This window comes from Paenibacillus sp. J31R30 (assembly GCF_059692115.1).
The window spans coordinates 381,754-400,045 of sequence record NZ_JCAUAV010000001.1 but is presented as its reverse complement, the minus strand read 5'-3'; the positions used below and the strand labels follow the sequence as shown (position 1 = coordinate 400,045).

8 protein-coding genes are annotated in these 18,292 nt (G+C 47.1%); 1 reads left to right on the top strand and 7 read right to left on the bottom strand.

Going from position 1 to position 18,292, the window contains the following annotated elements; genetic code table 11:
* Positions 1–49 precede the first annotated feature (49 nt).
* Both AC58QO_RS01270 and AC58QO_RS01265 read right to left on the bottom strand, forming a co-directional pair.
* Positions 50–1,690, bottom strand: a complete 1,641-nt coding sequence (locus tag AC58QO_RS01270; protein ID WP_497263314.1) for a type 2 periplasmic-binding domain-containing protein — start codon at positions 1,688–1,690, stop codon at positions 50–52.
* 234 nt (positions 1,691–1,924) lie between these two features.
* Positions 1,925–4,282 carry a helix-turn-helix domain-containing protein gene (locus tag AC58QO_RS01265; RefSeq protein WP_497264355.1) on the bottom strand — a complete coding sequence of 786 codons (2,358 nt, stop codon included), beginning with the start codon at positions 4,280–4,282 and terminating at the stop codon, positions 1,925–1,927.
* A 180-nt stretch (positions 4,283–4,462) separates the two neighbouring features.
* Here AC58QO_RS01265 and AC58QO_RS01260 point away from each other — a divergent pair, with 180 nt between their 5' ends.
* Complete coding sequence (locus AC58QO_RS01260; protein ID WP_497263312.1) at positions 4,463–6,043, top strand: glycoside hydrolase family 26 protein; 1,581 nt, start codon at positions 4,463–4,465, stop codon at positions 6,041–6,043.
* 291 nt (positions 6,044–6,334) lie between these two features.
* On the opposite strand, the gene AC58QO_RS01255 is transcribed toward AC58QO_RS01260, so the two are convergent.
* The 5 genes from AC58QO_RS01255 to AC58QO_RS01235 all read right to left on the bottom strand — a co-directional run bounded on the left by AC58QO_RS01255 (position 6,335) and on the right by AC58QO_RS01235 (position 18,225).
* Positions 6,335–12,424 (bottom strand): sugar-binding protein, encoded by a 6,090-nt coding sequence (locus tag AC58QO_RS01255; RefSeq protein ID WP_497263310.1) that lies wholly within the window; start codon positions 12,422–12,424, stop codon positions 6,335–6,337.
* 145 nt (positions 12,425–12,569) lie between these two features.
* Positions 12,570–14,585 carry an MGH1-like glycoside hydrolase domain-containing protein gene (locus AC58QO_RS01250; protein WP_497263308.1) on the bottom strand — a complete coding sequence of 672 codons (2,016 nt, stop codon included), beginning with the start codon at positions 14,583–14,585 and terminating at the stop codon, positions 12,570–12,572.
* A 40-nt stretch (positions 14,586–14,625) separates the two neighbouring features.
* Positions 14,626–15,591 (bottom strand): carbohydrate ABC transporter permease, encoded by a 966-nt coding sequence (locus tag AC58QO_RS01245; protein ID WP_497263306.1) that lies wholly within the window; start codon positions 15,589–15,591, stop codon positions 14,626–14,628.
* Positions 15,592–15,603: 12 nt separating this feature from the next.
* Positions 15,604–16,527 carry an ABC transporter permease gene (locus AC58QO_RS01240; RefSeq protein ID WP_497263304.1) on the bottom strand — a complete coding sequence of 308 codons (924 nt, stop codon included), beginning with the start codon at positions 16,525–16,527 and terminating at the stop codon, positions 15,604–15,606.
* Between the two features lie 168 nt (positions 16,528–16,695).
* Positions 16,696–18,225, bottom strand: a complete 1,530-nt coding sequence (locus tag AC58QO_RS01235) for an ABC transporter substrate-binding protein (protein ID WP_497263302.1) — start codon at positions 18,223–18,225, stop codon at positions 16,696–16,698.
* Between the last annotated feature and the right edge of the window lie 67 nt (positions 18,226–18,292).

Genomic DNA, 18,292 nt, shown 5'->3' with positions numbered 1-18,292 from the left:
TAGAAAAGGGGGATAAACCGTATCCGCTGTTCATCCCCCAACTATTTCCTTAGCGTTTATTGAAACGCTCCAAAGCCCCTTGCTGGATTTTGATCGCATCATCAATCCCCATGTTCTTAATCTTTTTCACGTAGGAATCAAAGTTATCAATCGGTTCTACGCTCATGATGAATTTCAAGAGCATTTCATCTTGATACGTTTGGATATCCGTCACGATGGAAGCGAATTTGCTGCTTTCATCCTGCGTCGGAGAAACGAGTGGTATTTTGCGTTCAGCCGTTGGCTTCGACCAGATTTCCAAAGCTTTCTTCTGCTGCGGCAGAGCCAAATATTGCAGTTGGAAATTATCGCTAAGCACGAATGGCGCACTCCATGTAGCCCGATTATATTTGGCAATCGATTGCTGAATGCTCGTTCCCGCTGGCGGGTTCAAAATCTCCGGTAAGAAGGTTGCTTTGCCGTTCTCCATCTTGTAGCTCGTGCCTTCTACACCGTAGTTGAACAGCAGGTCGCCTTTCTCCCCATACGCGTAATCGAGCCATTTCACCGTTTCGATTGGGTTCTTGTTGACTGCCGATATTGCTGCCCCAACACCGTTATAGGCAAAATCCTTTTGTCCCCAAATCGCTTTGTCGCCAGCTTTCAATACCGGATAAGGAGCCGCTTCCAAATCGAATTTAGGATCTTTATCCTTCATGAGACCCGCATATTTCCCAATGCCTCCGCCATTAAAAGACGCCGTTGCACCCAAGAGGTTGGTTGTCATTTTGTTATCGAATAATTTATCGTTCGGTGCTGCGAAATCCTTATCCAGCAAGCCTTCCTTGTACCATTTGTTCATAGTTGCCAGGAATTCTTTATATTCAGGCTGAATCGGGCCGTATTTTACAGTGCCGCCATCTTGATAGAAGCTGTAGTTAATGCCCCATGCGCCAAGGAAAGGAGCGTCGGTCGAGAATAAATTTTTATCCAGATAAATTGGAATCTCGTCCGCTTTACCATTGCCATTTGGATCTTTTTCTTTAAAAGCTTTCAGCACGGTATACCATTCATCGATGGTCGTCGGCATCTTCAAGCCCAGCTTATCCAGCCAATCTTGACGGATCGATGGCCCGAAGAACACTCTGACTTTATCATCACCACGTAAGAACGGGAACGCATAGATGCTTCCTTCATCCGTGGAAATCTGTTTTTTCCAATCGGGATGAGCGGCAAGCAGCTTCTTTAGGTTCGGGGCATATTTATCGATAAGATCGTTCAGCTTAATGATTTTCTTATCTAAAATCGCTTTTTCCGGCCCGCCAGGATAACGAATTACGGCACCGCTTGTTGCTCCCCAACTCGCTTCAATGACATCCGGCAGCTCGTTTGTCGCAATCATTAAGTTGAATTGCTCTTGCGCTTGCGGAACCTCGAGCGGTGGATGCTGGAAGTCTACCTTTACCCCAGTAGCTTTTTCAAGTTCCTTATACATACCCATTTCAGCGTACGTTTTCATTTGACCAGAGGCTGCAGAGTGATTAGCTACCCAATACGATAGTTTGGTGAGCTTCGGCGGCTGAGCTTCGCTACTCGCCTGCGGCGCTGCCGATGAGCTCGTACTATTCGTATCATCACCACATGCGCTTACCGAGATGACTAGTGCAGAAAGCAATACAACGGACCCTACTTGTTTAAATGTTTTCTTCATTTTTCAAGCCTCCCTTTATAATGAGTAACGCTTCGCTTGTTTGGCACGGTGATCGTCGTCGTCATCAGTACCTGTTCCCAAGTATGCTTCTCCAGCCAGGAACTGAATACTGCCTAGTTGTCGTTTTCGTTGTATTTTCCTAAGAAATACGGGGCTTGTGAGAAATGATCAGTCCGTATTAGAAATCGGCAGTAGCTAATTTTAATAAAATAAGCAGCCCCAAGAGGCTGCTCTTTATGTGTCTGAGCCGGTACTCTCCGGTAAGCTCGTCTCACGGTATTTGCCTGGCGTTACACCCTCTAGCTTCTTGAAAGCTCGGATGAAAACGACATCATTATTGTAACCAATCTTCTGTGCGATCTGGACAATCGTCAGTTCTTTGTTCTCCATTAACTGCTTGGCGTGTTGAATCCGTTTTGTCGTAATGTAATCGAGTAGATTCTGCCCTTGATGTTTTTTGAAAAAAGTAGACAGGTACTGCGGTGTCATCTGGATACGTTCCGCGATTTGGGCAACACCAAGACTCGAATCTCCTAGATTCTCATGCACAATACGGACGATTTCCTGCATTCTAAGCTGGCTGTGATCGGAGCGCTCGAGATTAAACGAACGGGTCAGCGTCTCGAACAGCTCCTTCGTTTTCGTATACATGCCTTGCGCCGTTGGATAACTGAAAACCTCTTTGATCGGATCGAAGTCTACGCCAAGTACTTCCTCCTGATTCGCATTCGTGGAGTTCACAATTTTTAAGAGCGTACTCGTTACGTTAAAAAACAAACATTTGCCCAATTCAGGCGTGATATGACTGGCATCGAAATTCATCGAATATATTTTATCGAGTAATTTTTCAACATTTTCGGCATCGCCACTGCGTACAAAATTAATTAACTGAATCTCAATCTCCAGCGGGTAATAATAATGCTGCTTCACATCGACGATATCCTGGAAATAAATAATAGTATGCTTCCCCTGAATAAGGCGATATTCAAGCGCCGCCAGTGCTTCTGGGTAAGAGTCGCGAATCGCTTTCTGTCCATCATGAATCCCGCCAACCGCAATCGATAGGCCGATTTGGAAACGTTGCGACGTGATGGTAAAGAGCGATTCCGCGATTTCCCGAATATCCGCTTTGGCGATTTCTTCCGAATTTGCTGTAAGGTTAATGAGAAGTGCTATACGATCGCGGTCGAGCTCCAGCGAAAACCCTCGATGATTCACTGCGATGAGATCCGCGCCAATATTCGCTACAATAAATCTGGCATGTGCCCACTGCTGTTCATCTTCTTCTCCCTGAAAATGAATATCTTCAATCTTCACAATCACGACTGCAAAACAGTCGCTGACAAATTTCAGATCCATAAACTGAAGCGAATCGCCGTTAGCTGCCGAAATATCCACATCCATATGACCATTCAGCAGACGGGACAAGTAATTGGCTCGGATGAAAGGCGTTTGCTGTGCCAAGGTACTTCGCAAATGCTTCTCTTCATGGATCGAACCTTCAACCGTTAGCCTGATAAACTCATATTCATTCGATAAAGGCCGCTGAAGCAAATCTTTGCCGGACATAATCGCTTTCACCGTTTTTTGGAGAGGCTTGTACGTACGATAAACCCCGATGCTGACGGCAATGAGACCGGATATCAAGCATAAAATGAATAAACCGATGGACCAGCTCTTGATTTGATTGACCTGCTGCATGAAAACGTCGTTCGGCATAATGGAGACGTATTTCCAACCTGCTTTTTGCGAGGAGGTCACCGACACCACTTGATCGACATTCGCCAGTCGGTAATCAAACGGCACTGTGCTTCCATGAATACGCGCCTGTAAGTCCGACGGAAAAGGTGTCTCACTGTTACTCATAATCGTTTTTCCTGCATCATCGATGATGTAGACTAAGCTATGGCTGGCCGACTCCATCTGCGCAAACAATTGCTTAACCTGATCGACGTCAATCAATACGATAAAGCTTCCGAGATTTTGAGATTGCGAATGAATGGGTAGGGATTGGATATAGGTAATAACATCTTTGCGTGTTTGATCGAATCCATTGGATACCGAAGCGAGCGGCAAGTAAGCCATATTGTGCTCCTGATCCAAAAGCTTACGCCAGCCATCATATGTCATGTTCTTATAGGAGTAGTAGAGCGAATAAAAGGTGCGTGAGTTCGTTACCAAATCCGATTTGACAATCGAATCACTGCTTGCAAAGTATACGTAGTAATCTAAAATGAAACTGCTGGTCATGCTGTGATATTTACTCATTTTATCCCGCATGAATTGAATAAACTCGTATTTGTCTGCATCCGTCGAGTTCGCTGGGATTTTAAGCATATAGTCCAGCTTCGGATCAAACACAACCTGACGCATGAGCGTATCCACTTCCGATAATTTGTTATCGAGTGATAGCTTCAACTGTTCGAGCATGGCGACATTGGATCGAGTCGTGCTCCGCTCCATGCTTTCTTCTACCTTTGCATACAAAAAAAGGCCCATTGCAAGCGGTATCAACAGGATAAATAAATTGGAGGCGATGATCGTCGAAAGTGCACTTTTGCGGCTATTGAAAAGACGTGAAATGAAAGGCATTTTCAAAACAAGCTCACCATCCAGTCCGACAACGAATTTATTAAAAATTGTAGCTTCTCTTCCTCAAAGTTGCAATACAACTTTTTCGCGCGCGATTCCTCCATTGACCGTCTCGCAAGTTTGGGCATACAATTAATGTACTGCCTTTCGTGTGAATCCCTTGTGAGAGGAACCTGCACCGTGCAAAAAAAAATCGTCTGGACATTCGGATCCCTTCTCGGTTTGGCGGGTTTCGTGGCCATTACATTATTAACTATAGATGTTAATGTAGTAGAGTTCGAGCGAAAGCAAACTGATTCTGCTACTTTGCTGCCTCAACCCACGGTTATTCCCTCTCCTGCAAAGCCTAAACAGCCGGATATTGCTACTTTTTGGAGCAATCAAGAGAAAAAAGCCATGCAAGCGGGACAACCTGAAGCGGCAGCTGCCTATCGGGATCGAATCGCTGTCTATTCAGCTGGGCTGCCTTCGGTTACCGCTAGTTTGCCTAGCGTTTCAACTCCTTCAGCGAAGATAGAGCTCTATATTCGTTCGCCTTTAAAGGCAGAGCAAGTTACAACACCTGTACCAGTTGCCTTAGCCAAACATGAGCCTGCATCTGGTGTTTATATCGGTATGCTGGGCGCAGATCGCAGAGTCGGCTACGATGTTACGAAGATCGAAGAGGTTTACGGCCGCAAACATGCGCTTTACTTGTCTTATGTCGGTTGGCGGAAAGTGCAGACCGACACCAATACGTATTTCCCCGCACGGACTGCGGAAAGAGTCAAGGAGCTTGGCGGTGCGCTCCAGATCGGTTGGGAGCCGCGCTTTGGCTTAGACGACGTTCAGGATGATGAATATGTCCGCCGTTTTGCAAGAGAGGCCAAGGCCTCTGGCATTCCTATCTTCCTGCGCTATGCGTCGGAGATGAACGGTGAATGGGTGCCGTGGCACGGTGAACCTCAGAAATATATAGAGAAATTCCGCCTGATTCACGACATCATGGCCGAAGAAGCGCCTAACGTCGCGATGGTGTGGTCGCCTAATTTTTGGCCGCCCGATACCATTGATACTTACTATCCAGGGGATGCCTACGTAGATTGGGTTGGTTTCTCCTTATACAGCACTCCCTACTCGTCTGGAAAAGAGCAACTCAAGAGCACCGTGATCGATACCTTCGCTCCCCTTTACAGTCGCTATAGCCATAAGCCTATTATGATTTCAGAGGGAGCTGTCGCTCACACCTACTTGCCTACGAACCAAGCTTACTGGGGCTGGGCAGAAGACCAGATGGGGTACATGTACGGCCTGCTGCCGCGCCTATTTCCCCAAGTAAAAGCGATCACCTACTTTAACTTCAGCCGAGCTCAGGCCGTTCGAACAAACGGAACCTATGTGTACGATATCGGCGAAAATCCTTTCATGGACGGGTACTATCAGCGATTGATTGCATCCGATTGGTTTTTGAGCAAGGTCGAGCCGGGTGTGGATCCCATACAATACCGCTATACGCCTGTCTTAGGACCATCCCTCCCAACTGGGAAACAAACCGTTCTCGTTTACCCTAAACTTGAAAATGATCAGGGTGAACCCCCGTTTGCCATCGCGATTTACCAAGGCAATCAGCTGCTTGGCGTCAGTTATGAGGCGCCATGGGAAATTGACATTCAGGTAAATGCGGAGTCCGCTGGTGAGCCTTGGTACGCAATTGCTTACAATGACAAATTGGAAGTGACGGCTGTAAGCAAAGGCGTTGAATCGACCAATCGTGCAAAATGATTGCACCAAGGAAATCAAAAAAAAGAGGAGTCCTAAGCCATGTAAGTGGCGGGACCCTCTGAATGTCATTATGAAAGATGCCAAAGTGCATCTTTTTTTATTCAATTAACTTCGCTATTTAAAATGCTTGCGAATGTGCAACTATTTCTGCTGCTACTTCTCATTTTGCCACCATACGGCCCAAAAGGTTGCACTTTCGCACCAATTCATCTAAATTTAGCCATTCCCCCAAAAATAAGTGTTTTTTAGCATTTTTGACCATGATGCAAATAAATTAAAGGAGATAAGCACTTACTGAGTTCCTCCCGACCACTGCGCAATCAACGCATTGGCATCCGCGAGTAGTATGGCTTTCGCTCTAGCACTCAAATTAGCTCCAATGGCCTCCTTGTTAAGATGCTTTACGAAGTCCTGCATATGTTTGGCGGCTTTATCTGAGCTTCCTTTATCTAACTGATGCTGCGACTGATCAAGGGCGTTGGTTAATTGCTTAACCACCGACCCTCCCAGCTCACCCGCTTGCTTATAACGGTCGATAAAATTCGCCATGACTGGAATACTTGTAGTCACCGAGAACAAGAACGTTTTCTCCAGCTTGTTGCCGGCCGTATCCTCCGCGATAATTGTAGTTGTATGATTCCCAACTTTGCCCGCCATGTCAATGACCAAACTTGACTGTGCGTGGAGGTCCAGCGCAAGAACCGACCCATCGATTGTTATCTGGGCTGTAGTTAAACCAGATAAGCTATCCCAAGCCTTGAAGGTAAGAGGCTGGCTATCATCAAAGGTGCCTCCCTCATTCAAGGCGCCTCCACTTACCATGAGTTGATACAATGGCAGCGATTTATCAATTTGTACAGCAAGCTGCTTGATATCCTCGATATGCCCTGCCTTATCAGTAGAACGGTACTGAATCGTAGTGACCCCTTCAACAGTCAAGGAAAATGGCGACAAATAAGGAATCCAACCGCCGCTTTCTCCGATCCTGTATTCCGTTTTTTCAATACCCGCGAGGGTATCGGTGGCACTAATCGATAACATAACATCGGAATTGTACCAACCGTTACTTGAGATTGGTTCCACTTCAGCCGAGGTTACAGGTGCCGTGTTGTCCACTGTGATTTGAACCGTGTCCTCTTTCGTTGCTCCCCGTAAGGATACCGATGCTTTTACCGCAGCCACGCCTTCCCCAACCGCGTTCAATCTACCATTTTCATCCACATTTACCACTAGTTCATTCTCGCTTGTGAATACGATTTGTGCCTCGCTTAAATCAGCTTGTGAGCCGTCGTCCATGAGGCCGCTGACCGTTAAAACAGCCGTTTCTTCGGGTTTCAACAATGTTTTGTCCGCTGTCACATGTACAACATCAAGTTCAGGAAGTACCTGCTCCGTAACACCATACACGAAAGAAACTTTATTGATGCTGCTGGTCCAGTTATCGTCATTTACCGTACCGTATGGGAATTCAACCTTCAAATACCTGTACCCTCTTGGCATGCTATCTGCTTTGACATTAAGTGTATTAAAACCCGACGCTGAGCTGATCATCGTTGAACTAGCAGGTATTTTGGTAAAACTAATGCCATTCGTTGAACCGTACACCGCAAATTGGCTTGTTGCCGGCAAATTGTAAAACGCACTCACCAAGATGTCGAACGAATAGATATCGCCATCAGGTGACTTGTAAATGATATATTCCGGATTAATGGCATCGTCATTCGTGTGAATGAGCCGGGTGCTATCGTTACCGTATTTCTCCGGCTGACTGCTGGCAGTCCCAATATGTCCAGATTTGGCATACAGCTTAGATACATTGGCAGCCTCGTCCGTGAATGTGGCTTTAATCGCATCTTCAGGTGGGCCCTCTGGCTCCCCCGCATACTTAAAGCTGACATTCAATAACTGCTCTTTCCAATTTTCCTTGCCAGGGAACTCAATCTTGAGATATTTGACTCCCGTACCGAGCTTATTGGACGTATTGCTGAACACGGAGTAGCCGTTCGCCCCGCCTGTCAATGTTGATTTCGGGGTGACCTTCGTAAAGGTAACGCCATCTGCGGAACCGTAAATTGAGAATGCCGGTGTCCCATTGAACAAACCCGTCGCGATGTCAAAGGAATAGATATCGCCATACGGTGACTTATACACGACGTATTCTGGACTCGTGGGATTGTCGATATTGTGGGCAAACCGATCGGCATCTCCCGAGAAATTTTCCGGATGTCCACTTGATAATACAATCTTAGGTGTTTTCGCAAATACCTTTGTCAAGTCTGCGTTATTGTCTGTAAATTCTTCCAGTCCCTCCGGTTCTGGTTCAGTCGTTTGCGGCAGTGGAAGGCTCAAGTTGTGCAAGAGGAGGTGTCCGAAAGCTGACGTATTCCGCCAGTTATCTCCCGTTCCATTCCACATGAGCTGGCTTTCGCGATTTCCTCCGTTTTGCCCGTCATCGTCATTGTTTCCAACATCGAACCCTAACGAAATATCGCGAGCAGGCGTGACGTTCAGCCCCGACCATGGAATTGCCAACTCCACCGTGTAGCCTCCGGCAGTATCCTTTTGTGCAAATTGAATGCCCGGAATATCGCCTATGATCGAAAGCTGATTATCATGCCAGCCCAATGTAATTTGATGATCCTTCCCATCATAAGATGTGCTTTGATTATGGTCCGCATCGATATAAATTTCAACGGAATCATCCTGATACGCTTGCGCTGAATCATTTTTCAAGCTTGGATCCAGCACCTCAACGCCTACATACAGGTTTTGCGTATCCCCTAATGCACCGAATCTAACGCTATTATTTGATGATCCTGTGATGGCTTTCACCGCATTACTTCTCAGCGCCCAATAAGGTTCATCAAGGCTTCCGTCTATGGTCAAAGCACCAGAAGGATCAAGCGCAACCGTGACATTCTTCGTGTCATTTAAATAAAGGCTGCCGAATGCGGCTGTGCTCTGCCAGTTATTCCCGTTTCCTCGCCACATGGTTTGGCTTTCTCGGGATCCGGCATTGTGGCCGTCATCATCGTTATATCCCACATCGAAGCCAATGACAGAGCCTACCTTCGGTGGTGTAATGCCGACCCCGGTCCACGGAATTGCCATTTCTACAGTGAAGCCGCCATCGATATCTTTTTGTGCAAAAGTTACCCCAGGAATCCCCGCGCCAGCCGAGAGAAATTGATCATGCCAACCGAGCGTGAATTGATGATCGTCTATCCCGTATTGCGTGCTTCGGCTGTTGTCGCCGTCGATATAAATTTCGACCGAATCATCCTGATACGTTTTCGCTGCCTCAGAATCATTGATTAAGTTGGCATCGAGTACCTTGACCCCAACATAGAAGTTGGTTTCATCCCACATCGTTCCAAATGTAAGATTGTTATCCGATGTGCCGGTAATCATTTTGCTCACGTTATTGTTAATGATCCAGCCTGCTTCTGTTAAATCTCCATCAATTGCAGGAACGCCTGATGCGCGATTAGCAGTAGTAACCCCAGGCGTTAATGAACCATCTACGACAGGATTGCAATCCACATTGACAATGGCTTGTGATTGATTTCCAGCAGGATCCACAGCAATTACGGTAATGGCATTCAATCCTTTGCTTACAGGGACCACGGCAGTAAACGTGTTATCAGCCGCCAAATTCGTCAATACCCCGTTAATTTTCAGCGTAGCTGCTTCACTGATACTCCCTTTTAAAACGAAGCTAGTATTGGTAGTCGAACCTGCCGTTGGTACCGTAATGACAGGTGCAATGGAATCGTACATGACACGAATTGTTGTCGGCACAGCTTGCTGTCCTAAGTCATTGTAGGCTGAAGCTGTAACAGTGTTTTCCCCTTCCCTTAAGTTCAATACCGTATTGAAATATGGCAAGCCTGAGGAGGAGGAAGGTACACTCGTATACACAATGCGAATATCATCCACGTAAGGATCGTAATACCCGCTTGCGATTGTCGAGCTGGAAAAGCCAACACCTTTCACCTTATTCCATAGGAAAGGCACCGTCGTTGGTTGCCCCGTGGCAGCGTCATAATAGACACCACTTGTCGTGAAGTCGCTAAATGGAACCGTGACCTTCACCCATTTGTTGCCATAATCAGCAGTAGTTAAATAGTTGGACAGTGGAAGTCGCGCTTCAACCCCTATTCCATTATTATCCGAGTCCAGCACAACAGAGAAGCTATCTACTTGCTTCTTGGTGTATACCCAGAATTGCAGTCCAGCGGTACTTTGCAAGCCTGAGAAATCCCTCAACTCTGATTTGGAAGAAGCATTGAGGAAGTTAATGCCAAGCCGCGCGAGATCTACGCCACCCGTCAGCTTTAATCTCATCGATTTCGTTCCTTCGGCAGGCAGCAAAATGGTGCTAGGATCAATCACTTGCTGCGCGTTAATCGTAAAGCCGCCTTGGGTGCTTCCCAGAACGCCTGCTGAGACAAAACTATCATTAAAGACGGCTTTAATCGTATCTCCTATTTGATGATTGTTCGGTTCCACGACAACGCTGTATGTACCTTCACTGACCGTTGTGCCTTGATGCTGTTGGTTGATTTTCACTGTGGCATTGCCGTTCGTTGTCCCCGAAACGGTGTAGCCGCTTTGATTCACATACTGCAAAGCGCTCTGATCTACCGTTAATCCTAAATAAGACGGATCATGCCGAATGAGCAATTGTGCAGGATTGCCTGCATTACCCAAAGTATCTGTGGCAATGGCGGAAATAGTATTATTGCCCGGTTGCAAATTGATCAGCTTGCTGAAGCTCAAATCACTTCCAACCGTGACCGCTTCCCCATTGATCTGCAGGGTACCCGCTTCGTCCAAATGACCGGAAACCGTAAATTGCGGATTTCTGACGGCATAAGCCGCATTCGGTGTGGAAGAACTATTCGACTGGTCAAATGTCACCTGAGGCGGCGCTGTATCGGAATCCGAAGTGATAATGACGGAAATGCTCTTCGCTGGCAGGCCGATCGTAGATGCCGTTCCACCATGGATGTTCCGCAAGCCCGCAAGCAGCATATCCTGACCTAACCCTACACTAGACGTTAACTGGTAGATGCTTGCAGTTGATCCGGTCAACCCTTTGACATTCACCGTCTTCGGTTTGTCTGTTGAATTCACGACTAGAGCTACCGTTTTGTTGCCATTTACGAATGCGACGGAATCCATCCAGAGCGAGTCGGAGGTCGTGATTCCCGAAGCGGCGTCACCAGTCATGTGTCTCACTTTAGAACCAACAGGTACGTTATTGAAAATTTTGCTTAACATATAGAAGGTCTTCGATTTCGTTACGGTATATCCATCTCCGTCAAGCAGTACTTCTCCGACATCTGAAGGATGTCTGCCATTTGCCCAACCCAACCACCAAAACCAGTAGTTATTTTGGATAAACGCCATATCGCTGGCCAAACGCTGTGATGCATTGATCGCCATATCCATATCGGAAACGCCAGCTATGAGTGTACTGTACTCGGTTTGCCATCTGTCTTTTTCAGGAAAGTTATCCAGCGCATCCTTATACTTTTGATACACATCCGTCGTGTCATACCCTTTGGAGAAATAACTATGTGAAGTCAGTCCGCCAATCGCATGATTCAATGCCGGATCCGTTTGTAAAGCGGAAAGTCCCTGCCCCAGCAGAAGCTCATTTTCATGATAGGTGGCACCTTCCGGCGCTAAAATTTGAATGCCAGTGTAACCAGCCGTATCTAATTTGGCACGCAGCAACTTAGTCACACGTTGATACTGCTGCCCATTGTCTCCTCCCCAATAACACCACTCGCTGATAATTTGCGAAAGTGGTTCATTTTGAAAGCTTAAAGCTTTCGGGACACTCGCTCCTTTCGCCACAAGCCATTGAATGGCGCTGACCAAGTAACTCGTATACGCTTCTTCTTTGTCAGGTCGCAGCCTTACATGCTCTGAACCTGTCCATCCGTTCACGGTTGGCAGCGTTTTCATTCCTACGGGAGGCGACCAAACAGAGATGATGTACTCATGAACGCCTTTACTTTCGGATACTTGGACCAGATCGGAGATTTCTTGCATTTTAGCATCAATCAGATTGCCATCCGCATCCCCTGCAAGAGGTGGGATCATTATGCGGAACATGCTTACGCCTAAATCCTGCAGCAAAGCATTCTGTGCGGCAGTTCGGTCCATGAAATTACGATTCCAATCTGCACGGTTCCAGGACGGAAATACGCCCCAGCCTTTAACCGTTTGCTGATCCGTGTTCGAGATCGTGAGATCATAGACCTCAGGCGCAGCCTCAGCTCGTGCTGGCAGTACTGGAAAGCAAGATAACAGAATGAGCATGGAAAGCATGAAATACCATGTGTTTCGCAACATCTTTCGACTCATAAGACGTATCCTCCCTATTCTTTTTTTCCAATCTAATAACCCGTTACTTCCCCCCTTCCCTTTTAATTTTAGCGATTACGGCTTTAAACGGAATGAAATTATCTATGACAACTTTCGAAAATCTATCGATTATAGGGATGTGTACTTACACTATTCTTTGTAGCGATGGGACTCCGCTATAAATGTCAATGCCATCGCATAGGATGCGGCAATAACCAGGTTCCACGTGCACATCGATGCATTTCCCACGATGCTGGTATCCGGTTACGGATACACGTCCTTCAGCCGGAGGCTGCGGATGTACCAGTAGACTGCCATCCAACTGCGGACGGATACCCGCTAAGCCCATGATGAGCGCCTGTGCCCCAGCCATGCCCGCAATGTTATTCGCCCGCTTATGCGCCGGCGTCTGCGGACGATCGCAATAATGCTCCTGCGGAAAATACGGCAAATGCTTGCCCATCCAGATATGACGCTTCATCACATCCCACGCCAGCTCCGGCTGCCCGATTTCCCACAGCGTTTGTGCCAGAATAGGACCTTCTCCGGCAAAGCTGCCGCCACCCGACCAATCTGGATCGTTCAACTCGTAGTGTAGTTGATCTTCTGCGGATATGCTGGATACCCCATATTCCCCTAGGAACGCGCCATCGCGCAAATGAGACAGCAGCGCTTTCTCCATCTCTGGCGTGCAGGCGCCCATGCGAAGGGAGTCATAGTACTGAATCGAATAAATATACTCCTTATGCCCATCGGGATATAGGCTGGCGAACCATTCAGCCGACGGATCCCACAGCTGCTCTTGAATCGCCTTCCGGATACTTGCCGCCTTCTCCCTCCATTCAGAGGCTCCATCGATTCCGAAATGATTCGCCAGCTCAGCCATGCGATCATAGCACCAAGCCCGTTCTGCATTCGGACTGGCAACCGCATGCTCGAAACCGCTGCTGCGCATTTCCAGCAGGTGATGATGATTGCCATAATCGAGCAATTCTCCCTGATGCATCAGCCGTTCTTCATCTACTTCCAGAATGCGCTCCAGCATCGGATATATCTCTTTCACAGCGCCATGCTGGCAGAACGTCGACCATGCAAAATGGAAAAATGACCATAAGCTATAGGAATAAGGGAAAGGCTGATCCCCCGTTCCATCGGGGAAGAAACAGATATGCCGATCGATGCCGCCTTCGAACATGAATGTCAAAAAGTCAGCTGACTTCTCAGGACCGAGCAGCATCGTGAGCGTCTGCCCAACATAGCCTGCCGTATCCCATGGGTAGCAGCTGATACCGCCGCCATCGATCCCCGAGACAGCCAGAAACGGTTGAATCTTAAAGTCGGGATGCTCCCACATGCAGATAAGACCGCTGATCAGCGACCGCCGATAATAAGCTTCAAGACCAGGGATGTCGCTCTGCAGCTGCGGGACAGCTGCTTCCGCATGCGCAAGGCGCTTCGTCCAGCTATCCGTTGTTTCATTCTCCCAATCGGCTAGACTCGCCGGCATCGCAACACCGCTTCCAGCTGGCGTAAATACAACGGCTAGGCGGAAAACTGCTTCCTCCCCTTGCTCCAAATCGGCTGAAAGCTGTTCATGAAGCATCGTTACACGAACGGCATCCGTTTCCCATATATGGTAATCCATGCTAGTCGCAGTCACGCCGCCTCGAGGTGGACAAAACCCCCACTCACTAAGCGGCACATGATTCACAAGCCCAGGGTTCAACTGTGGAACAATCGAAAGTGGAATTCCCCTTCCACTTCGGTTCGTCACCCGAACTGTGAGGACAAAGCCAGCTCGCCCCGTCAACGGCACGAGGTCACTGCTCACATTCAGGGAGTACATCTTCCCTGCTTTTAACCAATGATACGTTCCACGACGACGTATACGATCTGGCTGCCATACCGCTCCGGCAAAGAGCAAGCCACAGTCCTCCTTGCCCAAGTTGCCCGTATCCTCGACGGGCATGCCGTCAGCCAAAAACTGCAGCTGCAAGAGCAGCTCACTCGCCGCATATGGCGGGGAAAAGAATCCTTTGACACCTGTAACTGTGCCATACTGCGGAGCCGTTACACTATATAAACTGGTGATCCCGATATGATTAGGAGGAGCCACACTTTTGCGAAGATCGAAGGCATATTTCTCTACTAAACCCGTCATACTCGTTCACCATCCTGAATTTTTTACTTACCTAGTTGTCCTATCCTTTCACTGCACCTACGGTCAAGCCTTTTACGAAATATTTCTGCAGGAACGGATACACGAAAATGATAGGTCCCACCCCAACAATCGCCATCGCCATCCGTACCGTTTCCGTCGGGATCGATGCAGCCGCATTCCCTGCTACCGTTGCATCGACCAAACCTGAATTCAAATACTGGATATTGTAAATGACCTTATACATCAAGTACTGCAAACTTACGAGATTGTTGTTGCTGATGAATACCGAGCTCGTGAACCAATCATTCCAATAACTCAATGTCTGGAACAGTCCGATCGTCGCCATGACAGGCAGCGAAAGCGGGAAAACGATCCGAGCGAAAATCCGCAACTCGCCGGCGCCATCAATTTTTGCCGATTCGATCAAGGAGACTGGAATCGTATTCGCGAAGAAGGTTCGCATAATGATGACATTAAACGGAGCAACCAAATGCGGAATAATCAGTGCCCACAGGGTGTTCTTCATCCCAGCCATGGAATAGGTCAAATACCAGGGAACAAGTCCCCCACTGAAGAGCATCGTGAAGAAGACAGCAAAGGCTAGAAAGTTTCGATAAGGCATATCTTGGCGGGAAATGGGAAACGCAATCAATGCCGTCAAGAGTATACTGCCAATAGTCCCAACTACGGTGACTGCTATTGTGACACCGTAACCCCGCCATATTTTATCCGCATCCTGGAATAAATACCGATACGAATCTAAGGAAAACACCTTCGGAAATATATTGTATCCGTGCGTTAAGATCGTTTGCTCGTCCGTAAACGAAACCGAAATGACCAGCAGCAGCGGATATAAGCAGGCAATACTGAGCAGTGTGAACATGATAACCAGCAGCGCATTGGCTTGCAGCGAAATACGATTGCTGTAGCTGTGCGTGTCCACCTTCGCATGCTGCATTACCTCGTGTTTTTGCGTTTCTATACGTGTATCCATGTGTGTCTCCATGTCTGTTTCCTCCTAGAACAAAGCATTTTCCTTGCTTACTTTACGCACGACAAAGTTCGTCAGGAGCACAAGGACAATCCCTACCACCGCCTGATACAACCCAGCAGCTGCCGACATGCCCACATTTCCGCTGACGAGCAAGGAACGGTAGACAAACGTATCAATGACATTCGTTGTATCGTATAATGCGCCTGTATTCAGTGGCACTTGATAAAATAAGCCAAAGTCTGCATTGAAGATTCTTCCGATCTGCAGGATGACCAGGACAATGATGACTGGGGACATCAAGGGGATCGTAATCTTCCGGATTTGCTGCCACTTGGATGCTCCGTCAATGACGGCCGCTTCATAATATTCCTGGTCGATCCCGACGATGGCCGCCAAATAAACCACCATGCTGTACCCGATATTTTTCCAAAGATTGACCAATGGCAGGATGACGGTCCAATACTTCGACTCTGTATACCAAGAAATTTCTGAATAACCGAGCGGTTCAAGGATCGCTTTATTGATATACCCATACCCGCCTAGAAAGGCGTAAGCCAGATAACTGACTACGACAAAAGATAAAAAGTACGGAAACAGCAAGCTGCTTTGAAAGAATTTGGTCAGTTTTCTACTTCTCAACTCATTCAGCGCAATCGCCAGGAAAATCGCAACTACCGTATTCAGAACAATAAACAACGCATTGTAAAGCACCGTGTTTCGCGTTGCCACCCAAGCGTCCTCCGTCTGGAATAAATACTTGAAATTGCCAAACCCCTCCCAAGGGCTTCGCATGATACCATCAACGAAGTTATAGTTTTTGAAAGCGACGATCACGCCAAACATGGGAATGTAATTATTGAAAACTAGAACCAATAGCGGTAACAGCAGCATCAGGAACAAAGCTCGGTGTTTGACAATGTTGTAAGGAAATCCTGTGCGTCGAATCATGGGGTCCACTCCTCTTTTTCTAAGTTTCTTCTATTGTAAAAGAGCACCTGAATTTGCTGAATAAAATTATCTCAGGTAACATTAAAATTTCTATTCACTTGTAGAAATGCCGGCCAACGCAAAAAAACGCCAGCAATCGTAGCGATCGCCAGCGTTTCCTTCAATTCTTTATTTTTTTGTACTCAAAAATTCATCAAGTTGCTTCTGTTTCTCTGCAATAATTTTGTCCAGACCTGCCTTCTTCATTTTATCAATAAATACAGGAAGCTCCTTCTCATAATCTAAAACGCCCGTACTTAAACCGTCGATGTACGCATTGTAAATGTTAACGATGGCCGCTTCTTCATTTTTCACTGGCTCTGCGTTGTAACTGAAACCTACGATTTTGGAAGGCTTTGCCGACTCATTGAATTTCTTATACTTCTCCCACTTTTGCGGATCTTCATTATCCCACAGATAGTTGATGAATTGCTTGCCAAACATGTAGTTATTGCCTGGGGAGTAACCCGTCTGACCCGCTTTCATGCCCTCAGGTACGGAAATGATATTCCCACTCTTCTTCACAAAGTGTTTGCCCTCTACACCAAATACAAGCGTATTGAGAATCTTCTCATCCGTATGCATCAAATTAATCAGCATCATCGCGCGATCCGCATTTTTGGATGTGCGGGAGATCGCTGTCATCGCACCGCTCAGATCGCCACTGGAGGTGTAAGGCTGCGTTAGCTCCACTTGCACCATCGGATGGCCCCATTGTTGGCTGAGTACAGCATCCTTACCTGGTGTCAGCTGTTGCCACTGAGCAAAAGTCGTACCTGCCTTGTTCGATGGTCCTGCGTCTTTCTGTGTAGCAGGATCCTTCTGGAAGTATCCTTTTTGACTCCATTCTTTCATCAATTTCAACGTTTGCTGCATTTCAGGAGTTTCCCACTGGTTAACAACTTTCGTGGTTCCATCCATTTTGATCGCACCTGGTACTGACCCGTTACCGATTTGTTCGAACGGAATTAAGGATACGTTGTTTTTGCCGCCCCAGAAAGGCGTAACGTTCGGCTCTTTTTCCTTAATCGTTTTCAGCATCGGATCCAAATCTGCATACGATTTAATTGTGCTAATATCGAACTTATATTTATCTACCAACTCTTTATTCAACACAATACCGAACTCACTTGCCATCTCTTTCTCTACTGGAATCGCATAAAGCTTCCCACCCACTGCTGTTCCTGACAAAAGAAGCGGATTCATCTGGCTTTTGGTCTCTTTCGCAAATTTATCGAGCAACGGACTCAGCTCAAGAAATGCTCCCTTTGCGACGTTACCACTGAAGTTGTCCCAACCTGCTGTGAATAGGAGATCGAAAGGCTCCCCTGAAGCTGACATCAGATTGATTTTCTGGGCCCAATTCCCCCAGTCAACCGCATTGATCTTGACAGTCGCATTGATCTTGTCTTTGAGAAGTTTGTTTAATTCCGCTTCCACCGCTGCCTTATCCTTCTGCTCCGTTCCCGGGTAATAAATGGATAATTCAACGGGTTCCAATGCCGGTTGGCTGCTTGCTACTGGTGATGACGATGCCTGAGCATTCTGTGATGGACTCGTACTTGCAGGCTCGGTTTTGCCGCATCCCACAAGTGCCATGGATAAAACCGTTAATGAAGCGAGAAGCGTTGTCCCGATTTTCTTTGTTCTGACTTGCATGTAAAACCCTCCTTAGTGGTTGAGCGATAGAATAATTGCTTTCTGTCCCCATTGTAGACGCTTCGAT

Coding starts and splice junctions, on each gene's coding strand:
- AC58QO_RS01270 (WP_497263314.1), bottom strand. CDS start 1,690: ATGAAGAAAACATTTAAACAAGTAGGGTCCGTTGTATTGCTTTCTGCA.
- AC58QO_RS01265 (WP_497264355.1), bottom strand. CDS start 4,282: ATGCCTTTCATTTCACGTCTTTTCAATAGCCGCAAAAGTGCACTTTCG.
- AC58QO_RS01255 (WP_497263310.1), bottom strand. CDS start 12,424: ATGAGTCGAAAGATGTTGCGAAACACATGGTATTTCATGCTTTCCATG.
- AC58QO_RS01250 (WP_497263308.1), bottom strand. CDS start 14,585: ATGACGGGTTTAGTAGAGAAATATGCCTTCGATCTTCGCAAAAGTGTG.
- AC58QO_RS01245 (WP_497263306.1), bottom strand. CDS start 15,591: ATGGAGACACACATGGATACACGTATAGAAACGCAAAAACACGAGGTA.
- AC58QO_RS01240 (WP_497263304.1), bottom strand. CDS start 16,527: ATGATTCGACGCACAGGATTTCCTTACAACATTGTCAAACACCGAGCT.
- AC58QO_RS01235 (WP_497263302.1), bottom strand. CDS start 18,225: ATGCAAGTCAGAACAAAGAAAATCGGGACAACGCTTCTCGCTTCATTA.